Origin of the sequence: Corynebacterium sp. UMB2355A, assembly GCF_033877495.1 — a bacterium.
In the GTDB taxonomy this organism is placed as follows: Bacteria; Actinomycetota; Actinomycetes; order Mycobacteriales; family Mycobacteriaceae; genus Corynebacterium; species Corynebacterium pseudogenitalium.
Genome location: NZ_CP138855.1, coordinates 1,221,943 through 1,244,140 on the forward strand (window position 1 = coordinate 1,221,943; position 22,198 = coordinate 1,244,140).

Annotated in this window: 17 protein-coding genes and 1 CRISPR repeat array; of the genes, 14 read left to right on the forward strand and 3 right to left on the reverse strand. The window is 60.0% G+C overall.

What is annotated here, in order from left to right:
- The first annotated feature begins 16 nt into the window (after positions 1–16).
- The 10 genes from R0V12_RS05780 to cas2 are packed head-to-tail and all read left to right on the forward strand — an operon-like array spanning position 17 to position 12,603.
- A complete protein-coding gene (locus R0V12_RS05780) occupies positions 17–1,312 on the forward strand; it encodes a hypothetical protein (RefSeq protein WP_320072275.1) in 1,296 nt (431 codons plus the stop codon).
- Positions 1,299–3,041, forward strand: a complete 1,743-nt coding sequence (locus R0V12_RS05785; RefSeq protein ID WP_320072276.1) for a Cas10/Cmr2 second palm domain-containing protein — start codon at positions 1,299–1,301, stop codon at positions 3,039–3,041. Before R0V12_RS05780 ends, R0V12_RS05785 begins: the two co-directional genes overlap by 14 nt.
- Entirely contained in the window at positions 3,038–5,272 is a 2,235-nt protein-coding gene (locus tag R0V12_RS05790; RefSeq protein ID WP_320072277.1) for an RAMP superfamily CRISPR-associated protein, read from the forward strand. The genes R0V12_RS05785 and R0V12_RS05790 overlap by 4 nt, the downstream gene beginning before the upstream one ends.
- Positions 5,272–6,738, forward strand: coding sequence for an RAMP superfamily CRISPR-associated protein (locus R0V12_RS05795; RefSeq protein WP_320072278.1), 1,467 nt, complete (start codon positions 5,272–5,274; stop codon positions 6,736–6,738). Before R0V12_RS05790 ends, R0V12_RS05795 begins: the two co-directional genes overlap by 1 nt.
- Entirely contained in the window at positions 6,731–7,276 is a 546-nt protein-coding gene (gene csx19, locus R0V12_RS05800; protein WP_320072279.1) for a type III-D CRISPR-associated protein Csx19, read from the forward strand. The genes R0V12_RS05795 and csx19 overlap by 8 nt, the downstream gene beginning before the upstream one ends.
- A complete protein-coding gene (locus R0V12_RS05805; RefSeq protein ID WP_320072280.1) occupies positions 7,273–9,264 on the forward strand; it encodes an RAMP superfamily CRISPR-associated protein in 1,992 nt (663 codons plus the stop codon). Before csx19 ends, R0V12_RS05805 begins: the two co-directional genes overlap by 4 nt.
- A gap of 14 nt (positions 9,265–9,278) precedes the next feature.
- Positions 9,279–9,635 carry a hypothetical protein gene (locus R0V12_RS05810; protein WP_320072281.1) on the forward strand — a complete coding sequence of 119 codons (357 nt, stop codon included), beginning with the start codon at positions 9,279–9,281 and terminating at the stop codon, positions 9,633–9,635.
- A complete protein-coding gene (cas6, locus tag R0V12_RS05815; RefSeq protein ID WP_320072282.1) occupies positions 9,632–10,354 on the forward strand; it encodes a CRISPR system precrRNA processing endoribonuclease RAMP protein Cas6 in 723 nt (240 codons plus the stop codon). Before R0V12_RS05810 ends, cas6 begins: the two co-directional genes overlap by 4 nt.
- A 6-nt stretch (positions 10,355–10,360) precedes the next feature.
- Positions 10,361–12,250, forward strand: a complete 1,890-nt coding sequence (cas1, locus tag R0V12_RS05820) for a CRISPR-associated endonuclease Cas1 (RefSeq protein WP_320072283.1) — start codon at positions 10,361–10,363, stop codon at positions 12,248–12,250.
- Entirely contained in the window at positions 12,247–12,603 is a 357-nt protein-coding gene (gene cas2, locus R0V12_RS11535; RefSeq protein WP_413774873.1) for a CRISPR-associated endonuclease Cas2, read from the forward strand. Before cas1 ends, cas2 begins: the two co-directional genes overlap by 4 nt.
- Positions 12,604–12,665: 62 nt before the next feature.
- A CRISPR array of direct repeats spans positions 12,666–13,349; the repeat unit is 37 nt; unit sequence GTCCGAAGCTGCGTCTCGCTGTTTAGCGAATTGAAAC.
- Positions 13,350–13,614: 265 nt separating this feature from the next.
- Here the strand turns inward: cas2 and R0V12_RS05825 are convergent.
- Positions 13,615–13,935, reverse strand: coding sequence for a hypothetical protein (locus R0V12_RS05825; RefSeq protein ID WP_320072284.1), 321 nt, complete (start codon positions 13,933–13,935; stop codon positions 13,615–13,617).
- An 85-nt stretch (positions 13,936–14,020) separates the two neighbouring features.
- Here R0V12_RS05825 and R0V12_RS05830 point away from each other — a divergent pair, with 85 nt between their 5' ends.
- Positions 14,021–15,283 carry a hypothetical protein gene (locus tag R0V12_RS05830; RefSeq protein ID WP_320072285.1) on the forward strand — a complete coding sequence of 421 codons (1,263 nt, stop codon included), beginning with the start codon at positions 14,021–14,023 and terminating at the stop codon, positions 15,281–15,283.
- Positions 15,284–15,402: 119 nt separating this feature from the next.
- A complete protein-coding gene (locus tag R0V12_RS05835) occupies positions 15,403–16,218 on the forward strand; it encodes a DUF4352 domain-containing protein (protein ID WP_320072286.1) in 816 nt (271 codons plus the stop codon).
- Between the two features lie 452 nt (positions 16,219–16,670).
- Here R0V12_RS05835 and R0V12_RS05840 read toward each other — a convergent pair whose 3' ends face one another.
- On the reverse strand, positions 16,671–17,993 hold the full coding sequence (locus R0V12_RS05840) for a Fic family protein (RefSeq protein WP_320072287.1): 1,323 nt from the start codon (positions 17,991–17,993) through the stop codon (positions 16,671–16,673).
- A 186-nt stretch (positions 17,994–18,179) separates the two neighbouring features.
- Here R0V12_RS05840 and R0V12_RS05845 point away from each other — a divergent pair, with 186 nt between their 5' ends.
- Both R0V12_RS05845 and R0V12_RS05850 read left to right on the forward strand, forming a co-directional pair.
- Positions 18,180–19,427 carry an inorganic phosphate transporter gene (locus tag R0V12_RS05845; protein ID WP_070478690.1) on the forward strand — a complete coding sequence of 416 codons (1,248 nt, stop codon included), beginning with the start codon at positions 18,180–18,182 and terminating at the stop codon, positions 19,425–19,427.
- A 9-nt stretch (positions 19,428–19,436) separates the two neighbouring features.
- A complete protein-coding gene (locus tag R0V12_RS05850; RefSeq protein WP_256042063.1) occupies positions 19,437–19,685 on the forward strand; it encodes a hypothetical protein in 249 nt (82 codons plus the stop codon).
- A gap of 1,081 nt (positions 19,686–20,766) precedes the next feature.
- Here R0V12_RS05850 and trpB read toward each other — a convergent pair.
- Positions 20,767–22,110, reverse strand: coding sequence for a tryptophan synthase subunit beta (gene trpB, locus R0V12_RS05855; RefSeq protein ID WP_320072288.1), 1,344 nt, complete (start codon positions 22,108–22,110; stop codon positions 20,767–20,769).
- Positions 22,111–22,198: the final 88 nt, after the last annotated feature.

Sequence of the window (22,198 nt, forward strand, 5' to 3'; positions counted from 1 at the left end):
AAGGAGCCAACACGCAGTGTCAGACAAAAAGCGGTCGAAGTATGAAGAGAAACTCTCGATTGAAAACTGGAATGCCATCTACATCACGGCGATCGGTATCCTTGCGGGTTTGGTCATCGAGTACGTGATCAATTGGGGTTTTACCTACGCAGCCGAAGATTCCGTTGCGTCTAAATTGGAGCCACTGCTTTCCGCAGGTATCTGGGCGCTCATCATCGTAATTTTGGCGCTTTTGCTTCTTTCGGGAACGGGGAAGAAAAAGAAGCTTGCCGAAGAAATGGGCACCGTCTATTACCTACGCGCCCATCCTCAGAGCACGCTGGCGTGGCACGCGTTCCAGGCTAATCAGCTAATTAGCGACGCACTGGATTTTAAAGCTATTAACCGCGTCATCCCATCAGTCGATGAAAATCAAACGCTGTACGACCTGTCAGAGATTGGAACCTCCATCTCACGTGAGCTGGAACAGCAGACAAACGCGGACAACGAGCACTCCCGCTTCCAGATAGCACCGGACTTGCCCTGGCCATTGGCGTTTCGGCTCGGGCACCAGTGGTTCCCTCGCCAGCGTGTTGAGATGCGCGAAATGAACCAGCGCACTCCTACCCAACTCGTTCACTGGGACTACACAACGCTCGCGGTCGACCAGGCTGGAAACACCAGTGGCGCAACGAGTAATGCGTTGAAAGTCCGCGTGACCGAACGGCATGGGAAAGGCCCAGAAACGTTCAGGGAGACGAGCTTCCCTTGCACCACTTTGACCACAGACCATGTGGACCATGGGCCGAAGAGGGTGAAACTGCATGTTCAGACAGGGCTAAATGCAGGTGTGAACAATGTTGATACCCCGCCAGTAGGCGAAGCAGCGCCGTATGATGTCGTCCGGATTGTTGGGTTGAAGCAGATCAACGGTTCAGATGACCAGGGTGCTGCAGACGCCGTAGCGTTACAGGAAGACAACGCCGAGAACTCGGACATCCCGCAGGTCGACGGCCTTGAGCTCTCGCGCACGGTAGCCTACGCGGTGGCGCAAGCGCTCACCGACTACCCGAACGCGACGATTGATGTGGTCCTGCGAGCGCCAAAAACAGTGGCTTTCGCCTCTGGCATGGCCATCACCGAAATTGAGACGCGCAACGACGACGGCACAGGAACCCGCAGGAGCACCGACTATTGGTCACGTCTTCGGTTACTTCATTTTGTCTCAGAGACGGAGTTTCATTGGCTGATCGCGCACGAGTTGGAGCGGGAAAACGTCGAAAAGTATGCACACGCGCACAGTGAGCAAGGAGGCAAGCATGGAGAAGCATAACGGCGAGGCGGGCGGCCTGTTCTGGGTGCTGCTTGAAACAGGGTCGAACCAGAAGTACATCTTCTCGACAACGAAGCAACGCCTGCAGGTGGCGGCCTCGGCAGCGATTTGGTCGCTTGGCTACGAGTGGGTCGAGGAGGCCGCACAGAAAGCAGCCGACAAGCACGGCTGCGAATACCTGTCGGAGCCGGCGGAGATCGAGCAACGCTTTGGCGCTGAAGGCGGGGGCCCAGACCAGTATGCGGGCACCATCGCGCACATTGTGAAGGCGTCCGGCAAAGCGTACCTGCTGGTACCAACCCGGCAGATCGGTGAAGAAATCATCCACGCCATCACGCGTCAGGCAATGATGGACGGCACGGGCATTGACGTGTGGGGCGTCGTCTCTGATCCGATCGCCGCCAACCTGGAAGACGCCGCGCAGCGCCTGCGCGAGGCAACGCTGCAGCTCGAGGCGCAGCGCTACAAGCGCACTGGCCCCAGCGCGGCACACCCCGCCACCCCGTTCCATGCACGGTGTGACTACAGCAACGAAGTCGCAACCACGGCGGCGAAGGAAACGCGCCGTGACGCACGCCTGTACCTGCGCAGCGCGAAAACCAACTACCTCTTCGAGGAAGCAGGGAAGGCTCGCCGCAGGCTCGAGGACGCACTCCTTGCAGAAGGTGGCGAGGGTCTCGAGCGGGCGCTGCTACGCATGACGGAACTCGACCGGGGCATCAACGCGTCCTCCTGGGTTGGCGTCATCCATGCCGATGGCAACGGCGTCGGCAAGATTTTCCGCAACCTCGCGGACGTCAAAGCGAAGAACGCCGACAACCCCAGCAGGGCAGGGCGCGAGTTCATCATCGCGCAGGCAAAACTGTCCCGCGGGCTGGAAGAAATCACGTGGGACGCATTCCGGCAGGCCGTACAGGAGGTGGCCGCCGACCACGAGAACTCAGTGCTCCCGATCCTCATCGGCGGCGACGACGTCGTCGTGATGGTCAGCGGTGCGATCGCCTACGACTTCGCGGTGGCGCTCACACGGCGGTTCCAGGCGGTGGCGACAGACCCCAATAACGCGACCGCGGTGGAGTTTCAGCACATGTTCCGGGAGATCCGGGACGTGCTTGGCACCGATACGAGCACCCCGGCGAGCCAAAACGCGGAGCAGCTTTCGATGGCTGCGGGTGTGCTCCTGACCAAGATCAAGCACCCCTTCCACCACAGCGCCACCGTCGCGGAGGAGCTCACGTCGTTCGCGAAGACGCGCACGCGCGCCGAGTCGTCGGTCGCCGTGCATGTACTCTACGAGCCCTCGCTGCGCCCCTTGGACACACTGCGTGACGACGCCGCCATCGAAGGCCAGTGCTTCAACATGCAACCCATCGTGGTTGACAGCGAAGCCTCCGGCGTAGGCACCACAGAAGAATTCGAAGCCATGCTGCGCACCATCCGTGGCGCGGCCCACGCAGCTGCGGATGCACCAAGCCACGGCGTAATCCAGATGTTCCGCGAGGCGGTGACTGAAGCGCCCACCGTGAACAGCGCGGGTGAGGCCCTCAAAGCAGCGAAGGACCGCGCGTCCGAACTCGGGCAACAGGACAAGCTCGGCCTGCTCAGCGCAATCGAGGTGGACACTTCCAAGTCAGAGGCAAACCTGTATACGGAGGAATCGCCGACCACGTTCATTACTGCGCTCGAAGTAGCCGCCGTCCTGGAAGCAGAAGAAGAGGTAGAGCGATGAAACAACTCACCATCCCCGTCACCGCGGAGGCGCTGTCCGACTGGAGTATCCGGGCAGGACACGGCCTTTCAAAGGGCATCGACTCCGCGGTGGTACGCGACGCCGCCGGCTTGCCCTACATTCCGGCGAAAACACTGATCGGGCTCCTGCGCGAACGCGCCGAGCAGCTAGCCGAAAGCTTCACAGTGGGCGACAGCACCGTGTGGCACGAGTGGGTCACCTTCCTGTTCGGCAGCCAGCCCGACCGCGGCGAAGGCGGACACCAACGCCCTGTTCCAGCCGCGCTTCACGCAACCCCACTCCGACTCACTGATGTTCTCGACGGCGAGGCAATCGCAGCGTCCCTAGGCATTACCCACCAAGAGCTGCAACGCTCCATGACGGTGCAACGCAAGTCCGTCAAAATTGACGCCCACACCGGCACCGCAGCGGACGGCAGCCTCCGCAGCGAGGAGCGCGCCCGCGCCGGGCAGGTCCTTCGCGGGGCCCTGACCGTCAACCTCGTCGCGGATGCCGATGCCGCTATGGAGCAGCTGTGGCCGATGTGGGTACTCCTCGCGAGCGTGCAACGCCTGCTACGTAGCGTCGGAGGCAAGCGTCGCCGCGGAGCAGGCGAGTTCGCGTTCACGTTTGACGCACCGGAGCTCGAGCTGTCGCGGCTCAAGCGGTATGTCGGCCCCAACGGGTTTACTGCCGACGTTCCGGCACCACCAACCGGCGTGGCCACGCCCAACGACGAGGGCGCAGCGGCACCACTCGCGGAAGACTCGTGGTTTACGGCCAAGATCCGCACCCTCACTCCGCTGATCGTCGGCCCAACGAAGCGGGGGACCGTCGTCACCTCGGCGACGTACATTCCCGGCGCGACACTCCTCGGTCTGGTGCAGCGCACCCTCGGGTGGGAGCGCGCCGCCGTGTTCCAGGGCGACGTGCTGGTGACCAACGCGTACCCGTCCAGCGCCGACAGGGCCGGGGTGCCGTGGCCCGCCGCGCTCACGCGCAAGAAGGACGCGGATCAGCCCAACCTGACCAACAAGCTCGAGCCGCACATCTTCGACCCCAAGCTCAAACCGCTTAGCGACGCCTACTTCGTCGACCGCGGGGACGGCACCGGTTCAGCAATCCGTATCGACCACGTCTCCCACACGCACGTTTCCCTCGAACCCGGCCGCGACCCAGAGTTGTACGAGTACCGTGCGGTGCCGGCCGGAACCGAGTTCGTGGCGCATATTTTCTGCGCCGCGGGGACCCACACGCGGCTGCCTGAGGGGGGTGCGGTTGAGGCGAGGATCGGCAGTTCCAGGAAGGACGACTACGGCCTGGTGAGCGTCACAATTGACCGCAACGGCACCGCGCCGTGCCCACCGCCGAGTGCTCCGGTCTCGGAGTTCACGCTTTCGCTGATGTCGGATGCGCTCCTGGTTGGGGAGACCGGCGACTTCTTACCAACCCCGGACCAGCTGCTGCGAGAGCTCGAGCGCGTACTCGGGCTGCAAGCAGAAACGCTGCATGTGCAGGAAGCACCACGCGAAGGCGGATCGTTCGCCCTCACACAGATCACAAGCGTCGCGCGCCACGAGTCCTGGCACACCAAATGGGGCCTTCCGCGTCCAAGCCTGATTGGGCTGGCAGCCGGTAGCGTCTTCGGCATCAGCTCAAGCCAGGAGATTTCCCCGGAGCAGTTCCTCCGCCTCCAACGGGGGATCGGCGTGCGGACCGCGGAAGGCTTCGGTCAGGTGGCGGTGGACCCGCGCTACCTCATGCACCCCACGCTGGAGCTGCTCCCACTCGACGTGCAACAGCACGCAGCGCCCAAGATCGATAGCGCACTGCGGGCAGTGATCATCCATGATGTCTTGGAGCAGCGGGCGGCCTCGTGCCAGTTGCCGCAGGCGTTCATGACAACGGAGATCAGCAACACGCAGCTAAATAAGCTGCGTTCACTCGCCCAGGATATGGCGTCGCAAGACGGGCAGGAGGCCATCCGCAGCTGGTTCGACGACCAGGACTCCACTGAATTCTTCGCATCCATGAGGCATATGCTGAGCCTTCCCAACACTGTTCAGGACATGCACCCGCAGCTCAAGCAGGTTGGCGGCCCGCTGTTGGAATCGCTGTGGGACCCGGCGCTGAACAGCGAGGAACGCAACACCATCATTTCGAACATGGTGCAGACGCTCATCATGCAAATTGTGAAGCGGAGCCTGCGCGAGAAGAAAGAGGCAAGCTAATGATTACAACTCTGGAGCTAGAAGGACAGCTCAGCGTGATCACGCCGCTGCACATCGGTGCTGCTGACGAAGGTGATCTTGTTGATGAAGAACTCATGCGCGACGGCCAGGGACGAATCCTCATCCCCGGCACGTCCCTCGCCGGTGTGCTCCGCTCTCTACTCAGTGACGACGAACTGTGGGGTGAGTCCGAAGGAGACTTCACGACCAGCGTTCTCACCGTGTGCGATGCGTGGGCAGATGCACCACCCGCTATTGAGACCCGCACAATGAACTCCATCGACCGCCGTACCGGCGGCGTTGCAGCCCACCACCTGCACTCCCGCGAGCATGTCTTGCCGGGTGCCACCTTCCGGTTCCGCTGCTACGCCGACTGCACACCGGAGAACAGCGAGCGCGTCGAGCAACTCATGCTTGCTATCAAAGGCTTGATCACGAAGCCGGGCATCAAGATCGGTAAAGGAACCTCCACCGGTAATGGTCATATCCGGCTGACCAACTCCACCCTGAAAAGGCGGGAGTTCACCCCGGCCGGCCTCCTCGAATCGCTCGGCGGTGGCACTGCTGTTGACGAACCTCGTGGCGCCGCCACCGCCACATACGTCTCGGGCACGGTCACCATCACCATCCCCATCAAAGCGGAAGGGACGCTGTTTGTGGGTCAAACGCGCGACGGCACCGTGATCGACACCGTGCCACTGACCAGAACAGATGGGCAAGTCGTGCGCTTTCTTCTCCCAGGCAGCTCCATCAAAGGGGTGTTCCGCAGCCGAGCGGAGTTCATCGCCCGCACCGTCACTGGTACCGACGTGCCAGAGCGGTTCCTGGACCAGTTGTCTCAGACGGGGCTTCAACAAATCGCGGACCTGTTCGGTTCCTCGCACGCCGAGTCCGCAAACCGAGGCGCCCTCACGTTCAACGACGTCACCTCAGCCACGACCGTGAACAAAAAGGATTACCAGGACCTCATCAGGATGACGAAGACACAGCGTACCGAAGAGGACGCGCTCGAGCTCGTCGACTCCATCAACCAGAAGCTCAACTCCGATTTCCTCGACATAGCCGTGCGCAACTCTGTGGACAGGTTCTCCGGCAACACCGTCGTCGGCGCGCTGTTCAGCACGCTCGAACCGCACGTTTCCTGGAATGCGCTCTCTATCACGCTCGATCTCCAGCTGCTCCGCGAGCTGGCAGACGGCGACCAAACGCGCATCGATGCCTCCTACGCGCTCCTCACGTTCCTGCTCATCGACCTTGTCGAAGGCGCGCTGCGCTTCGGCGCGAACACAACGCGGGGCAGTGGCGGCGTCGTCACGCACCCTGAGCACATCACAATCACCTGGCTCGAGGGAGAATGCAGCCTCAGCGACTTCCTCTACGGCACGGGCTTCGTCGAATGCCGCGAACGCATCGCGATGAACTGGGGTCTCGTCCTTGAAGAACTGGAAGAAGCAACTCATGCATAACATCAGCGCTGCACAAGCAGCAGAACAAGCCCACAGCGCCGGGTGCGAGACCGGGTTCGTGTACACGCCCGATGCCACCTACTTCGTGCGTTTCGACGCCCCCTCCGCAACCTGGCAGCGCTACCTCGACGGTGAATCGCCTGCCACGTGGGACTCCGCCTTCGAAGCCGTCTTCTTCAGCGAGGACACCCAACTGCGGTGGCGCCATGAAGCAGACGGCGTCGGTACCGCGTATGAGCAACACGCACCTACAGACAACGACGAGACCAGCAAGGACACCCTCGAGCAGCGGCAGCTGCTGTGGGGCAGCGTCATCGACGGCAGCCGGAGCCCACATTGGTCGCTGTGCGCTGAGCCCCGCATCGGTACTTACGCAGTCCCACTCGACGGCCTGAGCGCGGGACAACGAGTCTGCCTGGTCGAAGTGACGAACATCGACACGGACGAGTTTGGGAACTGCTTCCCTGGCAGCTCGCGCATCGCCGGCCTCGCGCCTGCCTCCGCTAACCCCTCAGAGACAAGGAGCAAGGAATCATGAGTAAGAAACAGGGCCCCAAATTCATCAACCCGTATAACTTTGTCTCGCTCCTCCCACGGGACACTGCCACGAACCCGTTCCCTGATAGCAGGCCAGCGCCCCACGGTAAGGCGTCTGGCATCTCTGGCTCCGTGACCATCGAGCTGACCACCCTCACACCGCTCCTGCTGCCCGCGGAGGATCGCTCTTCCCACAACATCAAAGGCACACGAGTCGACGGCCTGGACAAGCCACTGATGCTCGGCTCGAGCCTCAAAGGAGCACTCCGCGCCGCCTATGAGGCGATCACGAATTCGCGCTACGGCACGTTCGACGTTGCCACGCACAGCACTGTAGGTTCGCACCGGCAAAGGGCGAAGCAGGGCTCGAACGTCTTGCCGGGCATCGTAGAATCGGTCGACGCCTCCCGGAGGACTGCGACCGTCCGGATCTTTGACAAGCAGTGCGCCGCAAAGCTTCCGCTTTCCAAAAAACCCGAACACGATTCTCCCGACATGCTGAGAACTTGCGCGGTGGTCATACACAGCGGAAACCCGTCGAGCTACACGGTAGATCGCTTTCGCCCGCTCGGGACCAAAGCGGATGAGGAAGATCTGGCTAAGGGCGAAACGCTTGTTGAGGGCATTGTCCACTGGACAGACAGCTCGATTGACGGGAAGAAGAACGAGCGACTCTTCATCACTAACGTTCTCAAGTCGACGTCGGATCACCTTGACAACCTCCTTGCCAAGAGTGCACAAAGAACCGTAAAGGTGCAGGTCAAGGACTGGGACGACCTCATTCACTCCTACCGGATGGCTGCTGAAGAGTTTGACAAAACCAACGCTGGCACCAGTGCTCGCCCCGGCACGTACGCTGACCCAAAGTACGCAAAGAATTGGGAACTACAGCCAGGCCGAACTGCCTGGTTCGACCCGAAATCAAAGCTGCTCTCACCCTCCATGATCGGAAGGACCCTTTTCGACGCCTCTCCGTGGGACCTCATCAGGAACACCAACCACAGGCCGGCAACAACGCTCGACGAGCTGTCCGCCGCAGACCGCGTGTTCGGGTGGGTTCCGCGCGAGAACACCTCGACGACTGCGCACCGTGCACAGCTGGATGTCGGAAGCGTGCATTACCGCAGCTGCGCAAGTGGTTCGAATCCGGTGGTGCACTTTAGCCAGCCACTTGACCTGGCAGTACTCAACGGCGGCAAGACAAATAGCGCAGGGTTTTACGCTACAAACAGCTATAGACAAGGCTCTTCTCTGCGCGGACGCAAGTTTTACATTGCACATCAGGGCCGCTTTGTAACCAAGAATCAGGACAAGTACTGGGATGATCCGCTGACGAAGAAGTCAAAGAGAGAATTCCTCCTTCCCGAGACCAGCGACGGCAAAGACAAGTCCAATGTGGCTATTGCAATCAGTAGTTGGGTGAACTATGGCGTCACCTTCCGGTGCCAGTTGCAGCTCCACAATGTTGCACGCAACGACGCCGCGGCCCTGCTCTGGTTGCTCGATATCAGCAACAACACCATCGATTTTGAGCAAGGTGGCGTTGGAACGCAGCCCGTACTGCTTCTCGGCCTGGGCAAACCCCTCGGATTCGGCGCCACCACGTGCAAAGTCGTGGCATCAGATCTCCGCGACGACGAAGACACGGCCAATCGGTACAGCATGGATGCGCTTTTCGAGCCACGCACGCTACGCGTCCACTCGGCCGACGCAGATAGCGGGATCTCCGCACACGTGGAAGAACTCAAACAGCGTTTCACTCAGTTTTTCGACGGCGACAACGCCGACCCCTCCATTCGTCAGGCTGTGCGCGAGTTCTACCTCATGGCGGCGGGCTTTGGTAAGAAAACTCGGATCCAATATCCGCGCCTCACCCAAGAGCAGCAAGGCAAGCAGTACGAGTGGTGGCAGAAGACTGCTGACGCCACGCTGCCGACGCTGAATTGGGAATCCGGCGAAGCACCGTTCCTGGAATACCCCTCACAGTAGAAGGCACAACCCCGATGAAACTCCTGAACCTCACACCACACGCAGTCCACTTTTTGGGCAGCGGCGTAAACAGTTCTCACGGCGATGTCATTCTGACAGTGCCTGCAGCGGACACAGCGGCCCGTGTGTCAGAAGCAGTCACGCCGACTGATGCGCTGCACGCTGAGGGTGTTGTGATACCCACCGCGCAGGTCAGCTACACCGAGCAGGTAGAGAACCTGCCTGACTTTTGCGCTGGCACCATCTTGATCGTGTCGCAGCTGATTTGTCAGGCGCTCCCGCACCGGGACGATCTCTATTTTCCCTACCCCGTCGTGCGTAACGAGCACAACGAGATCATCGGGTGTAGAGGGTTAGCGAGGCTCGCATGATCGTCAATGTTTGGAACCTGCTCCTTGGAAACGTGGACGCGCGCTCGGTGAAACTGGCCCACGCCCACGCAGCCGTATCTCGCTTGCTGGACCAACAGCACTGGCAGCGCGCAAAACCGTGGTCCATCGGTATGTTGCAGGAGGAGCAGCCTGGTGTTGCGTCGCTACGTGTTACCACCATCGGCGACGAGGCCACCGACCGCCTCCTTGCGCAAGCCTTTCCGGGGCAGACGCTGCAGCTCGGGAGGCAACAGGCACAGGTACTGTTTGAGCCCGCTCGTGTTTTCTCGAAGAGTGAGGAGGATTTGCGAGCAATCAGGCCGTGGAGGCGGATTACCGTCGTGTTCCGCGCGCCCACAACGTTTCGCACCGGCAACAAGACCACCCCTTTGGCGGACCCGGCGCGGCTGCTGAATTCGATGACGCACCGCTGGTTGGACGTGTTCGGCAGCCCGTTTCTTCCGAAAGAAACGTTCGCCGCAGAAAAGCAGAATATCCTGGCCAACAGTCGCGTGACCGATATTGATGGGAAGAACCGTGTATTTACTATCGGAAAACAGGTGACGGTGTCAGGGTTCGAAGGCACCATGACCTACGAGTTCGATTCGGTCCTTGCCGCCCAATCGTTCAGTTCGCTCTTCGGTCTCGTGCTACTTACCGGGTTGGGGTCCTACACCACCCGCGGCTTGGGCGTGATCGACTTGGATGCAGAAGAGTAGCCGACGTTGCCAGCTTCGCTCATCGAATTCATCGCCGATCCTTCTAATCTTTGGGATGCTTGGGTCGACGTTCGCAGAAACGCTGCCGGGGAGCGGCACCATTCACGCGCAATTGACGCGTTCCAAGCTGCGGCAACAGAAAGGATTGCTGAGCTCCACGAGCAGCTGCTGAGCGGAGAATACCAACCTAAGCCATTCCATCGATTCTACATCGCGAAAGATGACGGAGGCACCCGAAAGCTGTCGGTTTCTTCTGTTCGGGACCGCGTTGTCGAGCGGGCGGTTGTCGAACAGTGTGGGGCGTTTACCGATCGCGGAGTGGATGCCGCCGCCCACGCGTACCGGCCCGGGCGTGGCGTATTTACGGCGACCGCAGACATCGTCGAGTACCGGGACAGCGGACTTGACTGGTGCGCGCGCATGGATATCGACGACTGCTTCGACCACATCCCTCGTGAATGCGCCCTCAAGGTGTTCCTTTCTCTCCTTCCCGACAACTCACTCGACGAGCTCCTTCACAAACTGGTCGTGCGACCGGTTGCTGGGGAAGCGCTCAGCGACGTGGGCATCCCACAAGGGTGTGCGCTCTCACCGTTGCTGTTGAACCTTGCACTCCGCGACTTTGACCGCAAAATGCAAGAACGGGGCTACGCCCTCGTCAGATACTCCGACGATATGGCAGTATTCGGGCACACCAAATCTGAAATGCTCAACGCCATCACCTACGCCACGCAACTCTTAGGAAGACAGGGCATGACGCTCAACAGCGAAGACAGCGAAATTATGAACTTTGAGTCTGGGTTTACCTTCCTTGGCGAAGAATTCGGACCAAAGCACCCTAGTACCGCCGAGGTTAACGAGTACGAGGAAGCCCCAAAGAAAACGCTTTACGTGGCAAAACAAGGCTCCTACGTGCACACGGATAAGGGACGAATCAGAATCAGCGACGGCAAACGCCACGAGCTGCTCAGCGTGCCGAAAACCCACGTCGGGGCAATCGTCTGTTTCGGCTCCATCGGTGTTTCCGCCGGTGTGAGGTCCCACGCGCTCTACACCGGGTTACCCATCACGTTCTTGTCACGCCGCGGTTCCTTCATGGGGCGCTTGCAGAGTGCTTCCTCGGCAGCCAACGTTGAGCGCCTCCAGCTGCAAATTGCGGCCAGCGCCGACGAAGAGTTCCGCCTCGCACTTGCACGGGAGTTTCTTTCTTCGAAGCTGAGCCATCAGCTCACGCTGCTGCGACGGCATTCCAGCGTAGCGAATGCCAGAGCAGTAAAAGATTCCATCAAAGAAATCGTCGAAGCACGTCAGCAGCTTACCGACGCTTCTTCGATTGAGACTCTCATGGGCCTTGAAGGCATCGCCGCCCGCAATTACTTCCACGCCTACGGGCAGCTCTTCCCCGAACCACTGCGTTTCGACGGCCGGTCCCGCCGCCCACCCCGCGACGTTGTCAACGCTGCACTCGGGTACGGCTACGCCGTTCTTGCTTCCGAAGCGACTGCGGCTGCTGCAGCCGCCGGATTGGAGCCGGCGTGCGGTATCATGCACGCATCGAGCAATGCGCGTCGGAGGCCGAGTTTGGCCCTCGATCTCATGGAAGAGTTCCGCCCCTACGTCGTAGATAGTGCAGTCCTCCAACTTGCCAAGTGGGGCTCGCTCACACCTGACCACGGGCGCCCAGACAGCGATCGGCCAGGCGGAATACTCCTGACCAAGAAAGGGAAGCAGGTCCTACTGAAAGAATACGAACGGCGCATGCTCCAAGTCCGTTCGGGTGCGCTGGATAACTTCAAAGGCAGCACGCGCCGTACCCTCTACCGGCAGGCCGAGTGCGTCATGCGCGCAATTGAGGAGCACGACCCCGCACACTTCACAGGATTCACATGGCGATGAAGTATCTCGTTTGCTACGACATCTCCCACAACCGGCGCCGCTCCAAAGTATCCGCCCGCTTGCAAGCCATCGGCGAGCGTATCCAGGAGTCTGTCTTCGTCGTCCACACCGCAACCCCCGACACCTCCTGGCAGCAAGATCCTCGACCTGTGCAATCTGGATGTCGACCGCATCCTTTTCCTACCCGTATGCAAGTCCTGCTACGCTGCTATCGGATCCCACGGCCAAATGAACCTCGACGACGGCCAGCAGGGGTGGTTCATCATCTAAGAAAACATGGCAGGAGTGTGAACAGGCATGACCAGGCAATATGCTTCGGATTTGACTCGCCTTGCTCGCCATTCATCTGCTAAACACCCGGTGTGTGAACACGTCTTCAATCGGTGCTGGTCACGGGCTACGAAAATCTGGTAGGGTCCGAAGCTGCGTCTCGCTGTTTAGCGAATTGAAACACAACTGGATCGGCTGCAAGACGGCCTGCGAAAAGTCCGAAGCTGCGTCTCGCTGTTTAGCGAATTGAAACGAAACTTTACTTCATCTTGTTGATGATCTTCTCGAGGTCCGAAGCTGCGTCTCGCTGTTTAGCGAATTGAAACTAATCCTTCCTACTTCTTCTTCCAATTCCACATGTCCGAAGCTGCGTCTCGCTGTTTAGCGAATTGAAACAGTGACCGGCTGGGTGTCTCCAGCGTGTTGGTTTCTCGTCCGAAGCTGCGTCTCGCTGTTTAGCGAATTGAAACCTGACGTCGACATACTGACGGTAGTTCATCTTACCGGTCCGAAGCTGCGTCTCGCTGTTTAGCGAATTGAAACTTCGACGGACTTCGGGATAAAGGTCTCGAATTCCGTCCGAAGCTGCGTCTCGCTGTTTAGCGAATTGAAACTAGGCTGCGATGACGGCGCCGCCGCAGTCTGGGCGTCCGAAGCTGCGTCTCGCTGTTTAGCGAATTGAAACTTTTCGGTTGCGTACCAGTCATCTGGGTTGAGTGAGGTCCGAAGCTGCGTCTCGCTGTTTAGCGAATTGAAACGGTACTACTCTTCGGTAGTATTATCAGGATCTACGTCCGAAGCTGAGTCTCGCTGTTTAACGAATTGAAACCTAGATTCCAGGGTAAAGGGAATCAATAGCTTTGTCGTTCGAAGCTGAGTCCCGCTGTTTAGCAACACCAGCAACGAAACCTTCCATCAGCATGTTCTGCTTTTACAACGTTCGAATAGTCGATTGACGCCTTCATAGTGTGTATGTGGGTAACCAATACCAGATATGCATAATTAAAATTACCACGCATATTAAATACTGTTGAACACATTGATTTGTCGATATGTTCGGTTAATACTTGGGGTAACGGCAATGTATTTTATGCTCACGAAAGGTCCGTTACTGTGGATATGATCGCGCACTTGGGCCCCGCCGTCGGGGTGCTGCTGGCCATTATTTTAACTATTGTGGGCATCGTTGTTCCGCAGCAGAACGGCACTGGGAGCTCCTCCTCGCGTGAGCAATCACAAACCGCCCCGCAAACGCCTGGCGCAAAGCCCACAACGTCTACTACCGCCACTACAAAGACTTCTTCGAAGAAGTCGAGTGCGAAGCCAAGCTCGAAGCGACCGGCTGCAACCTCGCAGCGCCTGACAACAAAGGCACAGCCACCGGCAAGCACGCCGAAGCGTTCTACAAAGGTCACGCCGACTCCACAAGCGCAGCCGAAGCACACACAACGTGCACCGTTGACTACAGCGCCGCGAACGTCGCAGTATATCCCTCCCACTATGGAGCAAAACGACGACTTCGATCACGGCGATTTCTGGAGCCGCATCGAAGAGTTGCAGCGTCAAAACGACGCAAAGCGTGCACAGTCAACCACGTCAACCGCAGCACCCGCGAAGCCGAAACCACCCGCACCGAAGACATCGCAGTACATTCCGCCGACAATGCAGCAGAATGAAAACTTCGATCACGGTGATCTCTGGTCTCGTGCGGAGCAGCAGCGCCAGCGTGAAGAGCAATCTCAGCGCGAACGCGAAGCACAGCTGCAACGCGAACGTGAGGCAGAAGCCCAGCGTGAACGCGAGCGTCAAGAGCGTGAACGTGACATGCAGCCCGCAGATAACGCACGCGATGAAATTCAGCGCAGACGCAATCTGCCATACACGAACAATGAAACTGACTACATCAATAGTCTCAACGTCGATGCTCACCACAAGCTCATTGCTGAAAACATCAAGGCTATTCACGGTCGCAACTCCACCGTTACTTCCACTACAGATGGCTGGTACTACGACAACCCCCGCAATGTTGTCGACGACTTTGCCAACCCGGCAGACGCATCCCGTGTCAACTACGCGATTAGTCAAGGCAACCGACTGCGCATTGTACGATCCGAGTCTGGTAGCACCGAGCGACCAGGATCGATGTGCACGGTAGGCTACGTTGAAAAACAAACCAACACGATCTACACCGCACGTCACTGCTTCAGGGAAGAAAACGGTGAGAAAATCCTGTTTATTCGCCTTATTACCTCCGATGGACGAAACCCAATCGTTGCATACCGCGACGATATATTAGGCTTTGGCTACCCGCGTGGTGATGCACGTGAGACCGCTAGTACTGACTTAAGTGGTTTTCATCTCAATGCCACTGATGTTGCATTCGGCAACAATCGCTTTTCCGGTGATACTGTTGTCACCCAGTCTGTTGCACCAGGGGATACCCTCTGTATGCTTAATGGGCACGGCACAGAAGTTTCTTGTGGTGACGCTCTCGCCCACGAAGACGAATCTCAAGTGAATTACAGCGCTCAAGCTGCAGACGGTAATGGCGCTATCGGAGGCGACTCAGGTGGCCCTGTCTGGCGCATCAATCCAGATACTGGCGCGACAGAGTTTGTTGGAACGCTCTTCGGGCGACGCCCCCGAGGTGAATACAGCACATTCACAACTGCATACCTCTTCCAAGGTATTAGTGATAATCGCCCCGCTGAGAGCGCAATGCTCAACAATAAAGTGTACAACCGAGCACTCGCACATCGCTAACACATATATCAACGAAATATCTTCTCATATTCAAACGGGGCTACCTACCGTCATGTGAGAGGGGGGGGGGGCTTGAATGGTCCTGAATTTTGTTTTTCTCCACCGACTAGGGAGTAACCATGACTCAACCTATCCCAACGCCTGAGCAGTCAATGCCCATGTACGCGCAGCCCGCACAGCCGGCACCGACGAAGAACACGCTGGGGCTCATTGCCCTCATCGTCGCGATCCTCGGGCTCATCCTGGCGTGCGTGAAAGGCGCGCTGATGGCGGGGTGGATCCTGCTGCCGATCGCGTTCATCCTGGGCATCGTGTCGCTGTTCATGAAGAACAAGAAGAAGGGGATGGGCATCGCGGCGATCGTGGTCTCGGTGGTGGGTGCAGTTGTAGCGCCGATCATGTTCCTGGCGTACGTTACCGACGCCGCCGACGAAGCACTCAACGCTCCTCCTGCCCAGACCAGCCCGGATGGGGAGACCATCGAGGACAAGGGCAAGGACGCACAGGGCACGAGTCGCGACAACCCGCTCCCAGTGGGCTCTAGCGTCGAGTCCAAGGAATGGTCCTACAAGATCAACAGCGTTGAGCTCAACGGCACCGACGCCGTCCTGGCCGAAAACCCAATTAACGACGCCCCCTCCGACGGCCAGCAGTACATCCTGATCAACGTCACCGCCACCTACACCGGCAACGACCCAGAAGGCTCCATCCCACTCGGCTCGGTTGCGTACGTATCCGCTGACGGCAACACCTTCTCCTCGCACGATAACCTCGCCGTCGCGCCAGATGACTTCGACCAGCTTGGCACCCTGTACGAAGGCGCAAGCACCACCGGCAACATTGCTATCGCGGTACCTTCGGAAGGAATCGAGAACGGTGTGCTGGCGGTCTCGCCAGACATGTTCTCCGGAAAGTCCTTCGTGGCGGTGCAGTAGTTAGTTTCTTGGGCTCCCCTCCAGGTTGCTGGTAGGGGAGTTTTTTCGTGTCTGGTCGAGGGGCTTAGTCGGCGGGCGCGGGATGGCGCACCAAAATCCGGGTTTCCTGTTTGCCGACGTTCTATTTGCCCAGGTCACTGCCGTCACGTCGGGGATTGTGGTGCACAGCTAACGTTCAGGAAGCCCTCTTAGCCACTCTGGTACTTCGGGTGCCCTCTCGAGCTGGGTTGAAAGCGTGGGCTTTAAGGAGTGCGACGCTGGTCGGCGAAAATCGGCCAGGCTGGGTGAGAAAGCGCGACCTGCATCGCACGCTTCGAAGCGAACGCTTTGAGCGCACAGGAGGCGTGCCGCCCGGAGAACCAGATCGGGACTGTCGCGCTTGGTCTCGGTCGTGCCGTTCGTGTTTGTGGGGTTGCCGTGGTGAGCGAACAGTGTGAGCTAACAGGGGTGTGCTAACCCTTGAACACCCGCACCGCGTCGGCGAGTACGGCTGCCGACCAGGCGCGGATGCGGGCAGTCAGGCTCAGGCTGATGTCCGGGGTGAGCTCGCGACGGAACACTTCCAGGTTTCGCGGGCCAGGGCGGCCGGATGGCTGCACATACGTACAAGCCACGATGTATTCGGGACGATCGGTAGCCTGCAGATTGGCAAACACGCTGAAGTTTGCGGTCACTTGGGAGCCGGAAGATGAGGTCGGCGTGAGGGAGAAAGAAAAGCCGTCAGCGTCGGAAATGGCGGGGAGGTAGCCGGTATCGGCGCAGGTTGGAGTGGTGCAGGTGCGGGCGATGGTGGCGTCGAAAAGAGGGTGCTGGAGTGCACCGAACTGGCGCTCGAGCTCCGTGAACACCATGTCCGCGAGGCGGAGTGCGGAGGCATCGCCGAGGTCGGCGAGGGCGGAATCAACGTCATCTGTGCCGCCGAGTTCGAGCATCGCGACGTTCATCGTGTCAATCGCCCGCTGCTCAATGAAATCGATGAACGGGCGGAACACACCCGCATCGGCGCTCTCGAGGGTGTCATAGTAGTGGTGCTTTTGGTCGTCGAAAATTACAAGGGGGATACCCGGATCCCGGTACAAAAACACCGACGCCAACGCGCGCGCCACACGCCCATTGCCATCAGCAAACGGGTGCACGCACACGAACGCATAATGCACATACGATGCCTGCACCACCGGATGCGCCGCCACAAACTCATCCAAACGGCACTGCTCCACCAGGCGCCGCATCTCACTCGGCGTCTCCTCCGGCGACGCATACACGTGCTGCGAACCATCCGGGCGCACCGGGGAATTCTGCTGGGACTTATACACGCCACGCTGCAGCGGCTGCTTCTGGCGACGAAGCTCACCAGCAACCAGCACCCTGACCTCATACTCGTCCTGGCTCGCCATGATCGTTTCGTGCAGGCGACGGATCAACGCCTCCGTCAACGGCCAGCGGCCCGTGGCTACATCAAGCGCCAAGTTGTAGCCGTCCATCGCCGCTTCAAACGACGGCCGCACATGGACACCGCGCTCCTCCATCGCCGATTCCCAACCATGCGCCTGCTTCGCCACGGAATACGTAAAACCACGATCCGAACGAAACACCCCCTCAATCGCATTCGTATCGACGGCAGCAAAGCGCGTCGACTCACGCGAATAGCGAGCACGCTGCTCCGCCCCGAAACGTCGAAACTCGGCAGCAAGTCGCTCAAACGCCCCATGCCCATTCGCCTGGTTGGACCACTCAGCAAACGTCAGAAACGGAACGTACGCAGCGGAATCGTTCACGGTGCACCTCCCCAACCTCGGCGTGTCCTCATTGGCACAGACTCTAACACGAACACACCCCCACGCCAGCCCCAGAAGGTGAACAACGGGCGGACGCTCTGGGAAAAGGCCTGGTGGGAGGTGAACAATAGGTAAAAAGTGGAAAAGAGTTTCATTCCCGGCGGGGGAGGAGAATAATGCCAGGTTGTGAGTATCACTATCCTTCTGATTCTGATTATCGCTGTGGCACTGTTCTTCGACTTCACGAACGGTTTTCACGACACGGCGAACGCGATGGCCACATCCATCGCGACGGGGGCGCTCAAGCCGAAAACGGCGGTGGCGCTCGCGGGCGTCCTTAATTTAATAGGTGCGTTCCTGTCGGTGGCGGTGGCGAAGACGGTGGCGAGTGGCATCGTGAAGCTGGACGGGTTCGACCTGTCCAACACCATCGAATCCGAGAAGCTCCTGCTCGTGGTGTTCGCCGGGCTGACTGGCGCCATCATGTGGAACCTGTTCACGTGGCTGTACGGGATCCCATCATCGTCCTCGCACGCGCTGTTCGGCGGGCTGATCGGCGCGGCGATCGCAGCAATCGGGTGGGGAGGTGTCGTGTGGGAAGGCGTCCTGGACAAAATCATCCTGCCCGCAGTATTCGCGCCGTTCGTCGCGGGGATCATTGCGGCCGTCGCGACGTGGCTGGTGTACCGACTCACCGCCAACGCCGAACACGAACACCGCGACACCTACTTCCGCTGGGGACAGGTCGGGACCGCGTCGCTCGTCGCGCTCGCGCACGGCACGTCCGACGCCCAAAAAACGATGGGCGTCATCTTCCTCGCCATGGTCGCCGCCGGGCAATTCGACGCCGACCACACCATGCCCTTCTGGATCCAAGCAGCGTGCGCCCTGGCCATCGCCATCGGCACCTACTCGGGCGGGTTCCGCGTCATCCGCACACTGGGCAAAGGGCTCGTCGAGATCCACCCGCCACAAGGCCTCGCCGCGGAAACATCGTCCGCAGCAATCATCCTGACCTCCTCCCACCTCGGCATGGCACTATCGACGACCCACGTCGCCACCGGATCCATCATGGGCTCCGGACTCACCGGCCCGAAAGGTGAAGTGCGCTGGGGAGTCGCCGGCCGGATGGCACTCGCCTGGATCACCACACTGCCGATCGCGGCAGCCATCTCCTTCGTCACGTGGTGGGTGGCGAAGTGGGCGTCGACAATTGGAGGCGACCTCGTCTGGGGCGGCATCCTCCTCACCGTCATCCTCGCAATCGGCGGCGGCTACATGTTCTACCGCGCGCAACTGCAGCCTGTGCACCGCGACAACGTCAACGACGACTGGGACCCAATCGACGGCCCCGAAGGCCCCCAAACCGGCCCGACCGGACCCGCACACATCGTCGACACCACCCACGGACTCAACCACCACCTGGGCAAATAGGAGGCACCAATGCTGAAATCACTACTCATGGTCCTCGGCGTAGGCCTGCTCCTCGGCGCCGGGCTGCCCACCCTGTTTTCGATGAGCATCCACTTCCTGTCCCCAGCCGAAGACGGCACGGCGGCAAGCGGAGTGCGGCGGGTCGTTGGGTGGGTGTTCCTGGCGATTGTGCTCGTGGCCGTGGTCGCCGCGATCCTTTTGATCGCGCGCGAGCGGATCGAATACTTCACCGGGTGGGACCCGTACCCGTTCTTGTAGGTTTTCGTTCCGGTCGAGGTGTTAAAGGAGTGCGACGCTGGTCGCCGAAAATCGACCCGGGCCGGTGCGAATGCGCGACCTGCATCGCACGCTTCTAATCCCACGCTTTGAATGGATCGGGGTATTTCTGCGGTTCAGCCGTAGAGCCTGATTGCCCGAGAATCAGGGAAAGGCCCGGATAGCAATCGGTGCGATTACGATCCGGACCTTTATGGCGTTAGTGGCCAAACTGCTCGCGGATGTTGTCCGCGAGCTGACCGGTTGGCCGACTAACTAGTCTCACGAAGCCCTTCACTTTGCTTGGCGGCGGGTGAGGGGCTTCGCCTTTACGCTGACATGGAGGCATTGGGTTGCTTCATGTCATACCCCACCATAAACGAGTTGTTGCTCTTCGGCTCAAGCCTGGGGAAATGAGTGTGCTGGCCACCGGGGCTCGTTCCAGAAATACCTGCGACACGCCAATAGTGGGTGTTGACAAACTAATTTTGTGGCCCTAGAGTTACCTCAACGTGAACAGAAGGTTAACAACCTTCACACTTTGAAAGGAGGGACCCACATGATGCAGTTGATCAACCAAATCCGCACGTGGTTCCGCGACGAGAACAACGGCGTTGCCACCGGCATCGACGTGCTACCGCTCGCAGTCCTTCCACGGGCATAATTGCAAATGGGTTTGAGCCCGCACCCCTAGCTTTCGTGGCTGGGGGTGCGGGTTTTTGCGTTGGTGAGGGGGTTGGACGCACCAAATTCCAGGATTTCGGGAAGGTGCCGAGACAAAAGACCAGGTCGCAGGTTGGGCGGGAGGGAATGTGGTGTCCCTCCCAACCGAGTGAGTGCCAAAGGACGCAACCCCTTTTTCACGACCTGGGCTTTTGCCGGATCCGGCAGATGGAATTGCGTCCTTTGGCACTGCTGCGAGGAGGCGCGCACCAGATTCCGGGATTTTGGGAGGGGCCGCGTGGAAAAGCCCAGGTCGCCAAAAGGTCACGAGCGAAAGTGGTGCACGGGGAACGCACAGGCAGCACACAGGCAGGCGCGGGAAGAAAAAGGGCCCCACGAGGGACCCTCAAGAACCCAATAACTAGTGGGCGACGGTGTGGCCGGCCTCGCGTTCGTTGGAGGAGCTGGTCATGGAGGCGAGGACTTCGCTGATGTGGAGGTCGCCGATGGGGGCTTGCTCGGGGTCCTCGAAGAGTTGGTCGCCGAGGATGTTGTAGACGTAGTCGAGATCCTTGTCGCCGCGGCCGGACAGGTTGACCAGCAGGTTGAGCTCGTGGCCGTCGGCGTCGGCGACTTCGGCGAGCTTCAGGGCGTAGGCCAGGGCGTGGGAGGACTCGAGGGCGGGGATGATGCCCTCGTAGCGGGAGAGCAGGCGGAAGGCCTGGAGGGCGTCTTCGTCGGTGACGGCGACGTATTGGGCGCGGCCAATCTCGCGGAGGTAGGCGTGCTCGGGGCCGACGCCCGGGTAGTCCAGGCCGGCGGAGACGGAGAAGGACTCGGGGAGGACTTCGCCGTCCTGACCTGTGACGATGTAGGAGCGGGAGCCGTGCAGGATGCCCAGCTTGCCGTGGTTGAGTGGTGCGCCGTGGCGGTCGGTGTCCAGGCCTTCGCCGGCGGGTTCGACGCCGATGAGTTTGACGTCGGCGTTGCCGGGCTCGTCCTTCAGGTATTCGGCGAAGGCGCCGATGGCGTTGGAGCCGCCGCCGACGGCGGCGATGACGGCGTCGGGGAGTCGGCCGGTGTCCTCGAGCATCTGCTGGCGGGACTCGCGGGAGATGACGGCCTGGAACTCCTTGACCAGGGTCGGGAATGGGTGGGGGCCGCAGGCGGAGCCGAGGACGTAGTGGGTGGAGTCGATGTGCTCGACCCAGTCCTGCAGGGCGATGTCGATGGCGTTGGACATGGAGCCGCCGGCGTCGTTGGTGACGGGGACGACGGTCGCACCCATCAGGCGCATGCGGCGCACGTTCGGCTGCTGGCGGGCGACGTCCTGCGCGCCCATGTAAATCGTGCACTCCATACCCATCAGCGCTGCGACCATGGCAGTGGCGGTGCCGTGCTGGCCGGCGCCGGTCTCCGCGATGAGACGGTTCTTGCCCAGCCGCTTCGCGATCAGCGCCTGCGCCAGCACCTGGTTGCCCTTGTGGGCGCCGCCGTGCGCGAGGTCTTCACGCTTCAGGAAAATTTTCGACGACCCAACCCTCGGCAGGTTGGCACATTCATAGACCGGAGTCGGTCGGCCGAGGAACTTCGCTTGGAGGCGCGAGAGCTCGTCGAGAAACTCTTTGTCCTCGCGGGCCTCGACGAAGGCGCGCTCCAGCTGATCGAGCACCGGGTAGAGCGGCTCGGGCACGTACTGTCCGCCGAACTCTCCGAAATATGCAGGTAGAAGCGTGTCGCGCTCGATCTTTTCCACATCGGTCATGGTGAATTTCCTCCGCGTTTGTGAACCTTTGTTGTGCGACACTCTACCTCCAAAACAGGTAGTGTGGGGGCTTTCTGAACCCGAACGA

Excerpts from the sequence above, each read along its gene's own strand:
- R0V12_RS05785 (WP_320072276.1), top strand. The coding sequence starts at position 1,299 with ATGGAGAAGCATAACGGCGAGGCGGGCGGCCTGTTCTGGGTGCTGCTT.
- R0V12_RS05790 (WP_320072277.1), top strand. The coding sequence starts at position 3,038 with ATGAAACAACTCACCATCCCCGTCACCGCGGAGGCGCTGTCCGACTGG.
- R0V12_RS05795 (WP_320072278.1), top strand. The coding sequence starts at position 5,272 with ATGATTACAACTCTGGAGCTAGAAGGACAGCTCAGCGTGATCACGCCG.
- csx19 (WP_320072279.1), top strand. The coding sequence starts at position 6,731 with ATGCATAACATCAGCGCTGCACAAGCAGCAGAACAAGCCCACAGCGCC.
- R0V12_RS05805 (WP_320072280.1), top strand. The coding sequence starts at position 7,273 with ATGAGTAAGAAACAGGGCCCCAAATTCATCAACCCGTATAACTTTGTC.
- R0V12_RS05810 (WP_320072281.1), top strand. The coding sequence starts at position 9,279 with ATGAAACTCCTGAACCTCACACCACACGCAGTCCACTTTTTGGGCAGC.
- cas6 (WP_320072282.1), top strand. The coding sequence starts at position 9,632 with ATGATCGTCAATGTTTGGAACCTGCTCCTTGGAAACGTGGACGCGCGC.
- cas2 (WP_413774873.1), top strand. The coding sequence starts at position 12,247 with ATGAAGTATCTCGTTTGCTACGACATCTCCCACAACCGGCGCCGCTCC.
- R0V12_RS05830 (WP_320072285.1), top strand. The coding sequence starts at position 14,021 with ATGGAGCAAAACGACGACTTCGATCACGGCGATTTCTGGAGCCGCATC.
- R0V12_RS05835 (WP_320072286.1), top strand. The coding sequence starts at position 15,403 with ATGACTCAACCTATCCCAACGCCTGAGCAGTCAATGCCCATGTACGCG.
- R0V12_RS05850 (WP_256042063.1), top strand. The coding sequence starts at position 19,437 with ATGCTGAAATCACTACTCATGGTCCTCGGCGTAGGCCTGCTCCTCGGC.
- trpB (WP_320072288.1), bottom strand. The coding sequence starts at position 22,110 with ATGACCGATGTGGAAAAGATCGAGCGCGACACGCTTCTACCTGCATAT.